The organism is Rhizobacter sp. P2_H3 (assembly GCF_056403355.1).
This window is the reverse complement of record NZ_JBFUFQ010000364.1, coordinates 1-3,831: the sequence shown is the minus strand read 5'-3', so window position 1 is coordinate 3,831 and position 3,831 is coordinate 1. Positions and strand designations below refer to the sequence as shown.

3 protein-coding genes and 2 pseudogenes are annotated in these 3,831 nt (G+C 67.8%); 2 read left to right on the top strand and 3 right to left on the bottom strand.

Translation table 11 applies throughout. From position 1 onward, the window contains the following. The 3 genes and pseudogenes from AC1D1T_RS30890 to AC1D1T_RS30880 form a co-directional block, all read right to left on the bottom strand. Positions 1-453: pseudogene (locus AC1D1T_RS30890) on the bottom strand (branched-chain amino acid ABC transporter substrate-binding protein); the annotation flags it as partial. Beyond that, the gene (locus tag AC1D1T_RS30885) at positions 450-1,421 is read right to left on the bottom strand and encodes a PQQ-dependent catabolism-associated beta-propeller protein (protein WP_477825658.1); all 972 of its coding nucleotides are present in this window, start codon (positions 1,419-1,421) and stop codon (positions 450-452) included. The pseudogene AC1D1T_RS30890 and the gene AC1D1T_RS30885, both read right to left, overlap by 4 nt. A 134-nt stretch (positions 1,422-1,555) precedes the next feature. After that, the gene (locus AC1D1T_RS30880) at positions 1,556-2,269 is read right to left on the bottom strand and encodes an ABC transporter ATP-binding protein (RefSeq protein ID WP_047502800.1); all 714 of its coding nucleotides are present in this window, start codon (positions 2,267-2,269) and stop codon (positions 1,556-1,558) included. A 25-nt stretch (positions 2,270-2,294) separates the two neighbouring features. Between AC1D1T_RS30880 and AC1D1T_RS30875 the strand changes: the two genes are divergently transcribed. Both AC1D1T_RS30875 and xoxF read left to right on the top strand, forming a co-directional pair. Beyond that, positions 2,295-2,783, top strand: coding sequence for a hypothetical protein (locus tag AC1D1T_RS30875; protein ID WP_477825657.1), 489 nt, complete (start codon positions 2,295-2,297; stop codon positions 2,781-2,783). Then, positions 2,719-3,831: pseudogene (xoxF, locus tag AC1D1T_RS30870) on the top strand (PQQ-dependent ethylene glycol dehydrogenase XoxF); the annotation flags it as partial. The gene AC1D1T_RS30875 and the pseudogene xoxF, both read left to right, overlap by 65 nt.

The window sequence follows — 3,831 nt, the reverse complement described above, 5'->3', positions numbered from 1 at the left end:
GGGGATCAGGTGGAACAGCCGCGCGCGGCAATCCTGCTGGCGCAGCCGGTCGGCGGCGTCGCCCAGGTTCAGCACCGGCAGCTTCACCGCGTCGGCCACCGCCAGCGTGGCGTCGGTGCCCAGGTCGGTCAGCACGATGGCCGCGCCGGCCTTCTCGGCCGCCTGCGCGGCGGCGCGCGCGGCGTCGGGCGTGTCGGCATTCACCACGCTCAGCGCCACCGCGGCGCCGGCCGCCTCGAGCTCGAACCTGCCCTCGTCCAGCGCCACCTGCAGCCCGTCGGCGGCCGGCCCACCGGTGTGGCCCAGGTAGGCGCGCTCCAGCCGCGAGCGTTCCAGCCGCAGGTCGTCGCCCGGCACGATCAGCGTGGCCTTCAGCGTGGCGGCTGCGGCGGTCGACGCGGTGGCAGCGCACAACATCAGCGTGACAAGGCTGCAGGCCAGGCCGCGTGTCATTCGACGATCGCCACGCCGTACGGGACGCGGCCCACCGGGATGCTCTTGATCGCCTTGGCGCCCGCCACGTCGACCACGGTCACGTCATCGCTCAGCCCGTTGACGACGAACAGCCGGGCCTCGGCCTTGTCGATCGCCACGTTCCAGGCACGCTTGCCCACCAGCACCAGGTTCGTGGTCTTGCGGCTCGCCACGTCGATGAAGGCGACGTGGTTGGCCTTGCCCAGCGCAACGAAGGCGCGCTTGCCGTCGCGCGACATCAGGATGCCGACCGGCGTGATGTCGGTCGCGCGGGCGCCCTTCACTTCCAGCGGGATGGTGGCGGTGACGGTGTGCGTGGCCGTCGCGATGATGCTGATGCTTGCGCCCAGTTCGTTGGTCACCCACAGCTCCTTGCCGTCGGGCGTGAGCGCCATGCGGCGGGGCCGCTTGCCGACCTTCACGTTGCTGGTGATCTTCGCGCTGGCCACGTCGATCACGTGGATCAGGCTCGCGACCTCGGAGGTCACGTACAGCGTCTTGCCGTCGGCGCTGACCTTCACGCCCTCGGGTTCCTGGCCGACCTTGATCGATTGCAGCTTCCTGCCGCTGGCGGCGTCGATGAAGCTGGCCTCGCCGGCGTCCTCGTTCGACACGTAGACGGTCTTGCCGTCGGGCGAGAGATCGAACGCCTCCGGCTCGTCGCCCAGCGGCACGCGGCGCAGCGACTTGCCGGTGGCCGGGTCGATCACGTCGGCCGCGTTGGCGTCGGTGCAGGCCACCATGATCTTGCGATCGGGCGTGAGCTGGATGTGCCGGCCGCGCTTGCAGGTGGGCACGGTGCCCTTCACCGTCAGCGTCGCGAGGTCGATCACCGTCAGCGCATCGTCCTTCTCGCTCGACACGTAGGCGGTGCCCTGCGCCGATGCGGCAGTGCAGCAAGCGATCAGCGCCCAGGCGGCGCCAAGGTGGCGGCAAAGAGATCCCATTCGCCCTGAGCTTGTCGAAGGGTGAGACTGAGCCTGCCGAAGGCCCTGCGCGCGCCGGGCACAACCCTTCGACGGACGGGACTTCGACTGGCTCAGTCCCTGCTCAGGGCGAACGGTGGGGGGTGTGAGGTTCATCAGGCCGTGCGGGCAATGAATCCCGCCTCCAGGGTCGGTTCTCCGAGCGCGCTCGTCACCTCGGCCGGCGAGCCATCGGCCAGCAGCGTGCCGCGGTGCAGCACCAGCACGCGGTCGGCGGCCACCGCTTCCTCGACCCAGTGCGTCGCCCACAGCACGCAGACGCCGCGCTCCTGCACGTCGCTGCGCAGGGCCGCCAGCAGGTCCTGGCGGGATTTCGGGTCGAGCCCGACGGTCGCCTCGTCCATCAGCATCACCGCCGGGTGGTGCAGGCCGGCGCGCACCAGCTCGACCTTGCGGCGGTTGCCGCCCGACAGCTCGCGCACCTTGCGGTCGAGCTCGCCACCCAGGCCCAGCCGCGCGCAGCCGGCATCGATGCGCTCGCGCGCCAGCCGGCGCGGCAGGCCGTGCAGGTCGGCCTGGAACAGCAGGTTGCGGCGCACGCTGAGGTCAAGGTCGAGCGAGATCTGCTGGAACACGACGCCGATCTGGCGCAGCGCCGAGGCGGCCGCACGGCGCAGCGAATGGCCGGCCACCTCGACCTCGCCTTCGTCGGCCGCGAACAGGCCGGTCAGCAGCTGGAACAAGGTCGACTTGCCGGCGCCGTTCGGGCCCAGCAGCGCGACGAACTGTCCTGCCCCGACGCTCAGCGACAACGACTTGAGCGCGGCGCGATCGCCATAGCGCTTCGTCAGGCCGGTGGTCCGCAGCATCGTCGAGGGGTGCGTCGCGAGGGTCATGAAGCAGGAATACAGCAATACGCGGGCCCACGCCATGCTGCAGTGCAACGCCATCGCGCCCCCGGGCGTTGATCCATCTCCGTCACGCCGCGGCGCGGCCCTGAAACACTCTGTGCCGAACGTGGATGCCACGAATTCGGCGCAAGGTGTCAGCGCGATTTCAATTCCGGAACATCACCGTCACGGGCGCGGAGCGAAACCTGGGTTTTCCCTCTTCGGGCAATCCCTGGAGGGCGCATGGGCGCAAAACTTGCGGTTGGAGTCCTTTGCCGAGTTCCGTGGGTCGCTGGGTTGGTGGGTTCTCGCGACCGGACTCTGCTCACTTCATAAAACAGGAGACTTCGATGCGAAATTCCGGTCAGTCAAGGTGGCGCATCTGGCGTCATTTGGGCATGGTGTTGCTTGCTCTGCCGCCGTTGGCAATGGCCAATGCAGACGTGGAGAAGAACATCGCGAACTCCAAGAACTGGGCGATGCAGGCTGGTGACATGTACAACCAGCGCTACAGCAAGCTCAACCAGATCAACACCGGCAACGTCGGCAAGCTGCAGGTCGCGTGGACCTTCTCCACCGGCGTGCTGCGCGGCCACGAGGGCTCGCCGCTCGTGATCGACGGCACCATGTACCTGCACTCGCCGTTCCCGAACAAGGTCTTCGCGATCGACCTCGACAGCCAGAAGATCCTCTGGAAGTACGAGCCGAAGCAGGACCCGGCGGTGATCCCGCAGATGTGCTGCGACACCGTGAACCGCGGGCTGGCCTATGCCGAAGGCAAGATCATCCTGCAGCAGGCCGACAGCATGCTGCTCGCGCTCGACGCCAAGACCGGCAAGGTCGTGTGGAGCGTGAAGAACGGCGACCCGAAGCTGGGTGCGGTGAACACCAATGCGCCGCACATCTTCAAGGACAAGGTCATMACCGGCATCAGCGGTGGCGAATGGGGCGTGCGCGRCTTCATCGCGGCCTACAACCTGAAGGACGGCAAGCTGGCCTGGAAGGGCTACAGCGTCGGCCCCGACGCCGAGATGCTGGTCGACCCCGACAAGACCATGACCTGGACCAACGGCGCGATGGCGCCGGTGGGCAAGGATTCGTCGGTCAAGACCTGGAAGGGCGACCAGTGGAAGACCGGCGGCGGCACCACCTGGGGCTGGTACAGCTACGACAAGGCGCTGAACCTGATGTACTACGGCACCGGCAACCCGTCGACCTGGAATCCGTCGCAGCGGCCGGGCGACAACAAGTGGTCGATGACCATCTTCGCGCGTGACGTCGACACCGGCATGGCCAAGTGGGTCTACCAGATGACGCCGTTCGACGAGTGGGACTTCGACGGCATCAACGAGATGATCCTGGCCGACATCGACGTGAAGGGCAAGCCGACCAAGGCGCTGGTGCACTTCGACCGCAACGGCTTCGCCTACACGATGGACCGCGTGACGGGTGCGCTGCTGGTCGCCGAAAAGTACGACCCGCAGGTCAACTGGGCCACCCACGTCGACATGAAGACGGGCCGCCCGCAGGTCGTCTCCAAG

Bases quoted from the DNA above. Each gene is read 5' to 3' on its own strand.
- AC1D1T_RS30885 (WP_477825658.1), bottom strand. From the start codon at position 1,421: ATGGGATCTCTTTGCCGCCACCTTGGCGCCGCCTGGGCGCTGATCGCT.
- AC1D1T_RS30880 (WP_047502800.1), bottom strand. From the start codon at position 2,269: ATGCTGCGGACCACCGGCCTGACGAAGCGCTATGGCGATCGCGCCGCG.
- AC1D1T_RS30875 (WP_477825657.1), top strand. From the start codon at position 2,295: ATGAAGCAGGAATACAGCAATACGCGGGCCCACGCCATGCTGCAGTGC.